This window comes from Okeania sp. SIO2F4 (assembly GCF_010672385.1).
Lineage (GTDB): Bacteria > Cyanobacteriota > Cyanobacteriia > Cyanobacteriales > Microcoleaceae > Trichodesmium.
Map to the genome: position 1 here is coordinate 1 of NZ_JAAHGT010001105.1, position 2,871 is coordinate 2,871.

Here is a 2,871-nt window from a genome sequence, read left to right on the forward strand (position 1 = left end):
TTAAGGCAAGTTTAGAACGTGCTTTTCAGGAAATGTCACTAATTGAATTGAAAACAGATATTGATTTTGATAATTTTGAAGAAATGGTATGTTACTGTCGGGGAGATATTTATCAGACATATAGTTTTAAGAAATTTTTCCGAAAAATTGAAAAGAAAATTGATGTTTTTGAAAGAGTGGCTTTATTAATTAAGTGCAAGGATAAAAAAGATGCTCATACTTGTGACAATTCTCTGGAAGAACCTAATTTAATCCCTAGCAAAATCTATATTTCTCTCTACAAAAATATCCCGAAAAATGATATAGAATTTCTATTTCCTAATGTTAAAGTTAGCATGACTTTGAAAGACCGTTTGATGTTAGTAGTACCCGCTATTGGTGCAGCAGTACCTATTGCTTGGAGAATTTTACCCCAACTTTTACTAATTATTGGTGTAATTGTATTTTTGGTTCTTGGTCCGTCTTATGTAGAAAAATTGAACTTGAGAGCTAATCCGGAAGATGTGAGGAACATGACAGGAATTTTATTAGCTTCATCATCTCTCTTAATAAGTTTAGGAGGATTTTGTTTCAAGCAGTATAGTAAATACAAAACTAAACAGATTAAGTTTCAAAAACAGGTAACAGATACTTTATTTTTCAAGAATATTGCTAATAATTCTGGTGTATTTCAAACTTTAATTGATGATGCTGAAGAAGAGGAATGTAAAGAAATTATCTTGGTTTATTATCACCTGCTAACCAGTAATACATCCCTAACTCCAGAACAATTGGATGACAAAATTGAAGCTTGGATGGAGCAAAATTTTGATACAAAAATTGATTTTGAGATCAATGGATCTTTGAATAATCTGACAAAAATTAAGGGCAAAATTGTCAGAGATGGTGAAGATGAGGATGAGGTTTCAGAGATACCATTATTAACTTATAATCAAAATGGTTGTTGTCAAATTTTGCCACTAAATGATGCGAAGCAATTAATAGATTATATCTGGAATAATGCGTTTAATTATGCTTAGACTTCTTCCAGAAGTCAGGGAATAGGGAATAGGTATGGAGGGAATAGGGAATAGGGGAGATGAAATTGTTGATTCTATATCTTTAATAAGGGAATAGGTATGGAGGGAATAGGGAATAGGGGGGATGAAATTGTTGATTCTATATCTTTAAGGGAATAGGGAATAGGGGGGTTTGTAACTGTTGGCTAAAATCTGGTATTATCTATAAAAATTTGGGATTATCTATTTTATGTTACTTGGACTCACGCGCTGAACTACACCCCACAAACTCACAAAAAACATTACTAGCTAAACACGCGCTTTGTAGTTTGCTGGCGCATAGCTTTCCTGCGGAATGCTACGCAAACGCTAACGTCACGCTTGGAATTGGGGATTATGGTTAACTAGAAATATCCGTATAGCACAATTCAAGTAATCCTGAGAGTAAACTTAAATTTCCTACTGCAAACGAATACGCATAAACTTTTAGTAGCAATGGTTAAACCATCAAACTATTGGTACTATGAAGTATCTAAAACAGCGCCTCGTATGCTTTGAGGTATTTATCTATAGCTTGGAAACGCTGCTTTAGCAAAGTGTCGGGAATGCCTAAATTCAAGAAAAAAGGTAGAATAGTAATGAATAATGAACAATGAACAATTAATAATGAAAGAAAACTAACTGGACAGTAAAAAAGTTTTTTTCTTAATAAAACAGTTGGTTTCATGTGACAAAATGCTCCAGTTCCGACTGTCTCGTGAATGGCGATCAAGCATTTAACAATTTTGTTAAAAGAAAACTAATAATTAATTATTAATTATTAATTATTAATTATTAATTATTTAGATGGCTCAATATCGGTAGGCTTTAATCGCATAAAATTACCGAGAATTGGATGGGTGAAAACATTTGAAATCTTACCAGATAATGTATTTCCTAAATCTGTAACTTAAGCCAGGAAAGCTGATAGATGGTTTATTAGTTTCAATTCTAGAGAGAAAGAAAGTCAAATTACTGAGAAATCAGTAGATGTAGTTGGTGTAGATTTGGGTGTAAAATCACGCTTCTTCACTATCAACTGGTGAGGTGTTCCCTGGTGCTAAATCTTATAAAAAGTTAGAGGCTAAACTTTCGCTTGTTGCAATACTTGAACCGACATCAAGTCAAGTTTTCGCGCTAACGGGAAAAAAGCACAGTTAAAAATAGCGAGACTACACACAAAGGTAGCTGACATTAGGAAAGATACATTGCATAAACGCGCCTACTTACTTAGCCAAAAACCACGGCATTATAGTAATAGAAGACCTAAATGTATCAGGAATGATGGCAAATCACAGCTACGTTGCATGCAACGTAGCTAAGGCCATTGCTGATATGGGTTTTTATGAGTTTCGTAGGCAGTTAGACTACAAGTGTGAGTTATACGGTTCTCAGCTAATCATTGTTGATAGATGGTTTCCTAGCTCTAAGACTTGCAGTAGGTGTGGTCAGGTGAAGCAGTCTCTGCCCTTATCAGAGCGCATAATCAAATTGCGAACACTGCAATTTCAGTTGCGAACGAGACTTAAATGCAGCGTTAAATTTAGCTATGGCGGTCAGTGAGAGCTACGCTCCGCCTTCGGCGAACGACCGTGACAGCCAGAGGAGCTGGATAACGCCGACGTTGCCGAGTGGGAAGCAAGAATAGAACAGATTATAAGCACGAAAATCATAGACAGGACTTACGGAAGTACGCTATATATAGTTTTTAAGAACTATGTTCTGTCTGTATTTAGTTAGTAAATTTGAGCAGTGTCCAAAAACTATGTTATACTGTCGCCATAGTTGGTTGCATAAAGTAGCGATCGCATCATCTACTTTCACATCGAAATTA

General features: G+C 35.2%; 2 protein-coding genes. Both read left to right on the plus strand.

Annotated elements, in window-relative coordinates; translation table 11 throughout:
* Positions 1 to 1,019, plus strand: a 1,019-nt coding sequence (locus F6K22_RS37585; protein ID WP_293109902.1) for a TMEM143 family protein, incomplete at its 5' end; no start/stop codon positions are given.
* 1,299 nt (positions 1,020 to 2,318) lie between these two features.
* A complete protein-coding gene (locus F6K22_RS37590; RefSeq protein WP_293109903.1) occupies positions 2,319 to 2,600 on the plus strand; it encodes a zinc ribbon domain-containing protein in 282 nt (93 codons plus the stop codon).
* Positions 2,601 to 2,871: the final 271 nt, after the last annotated feature.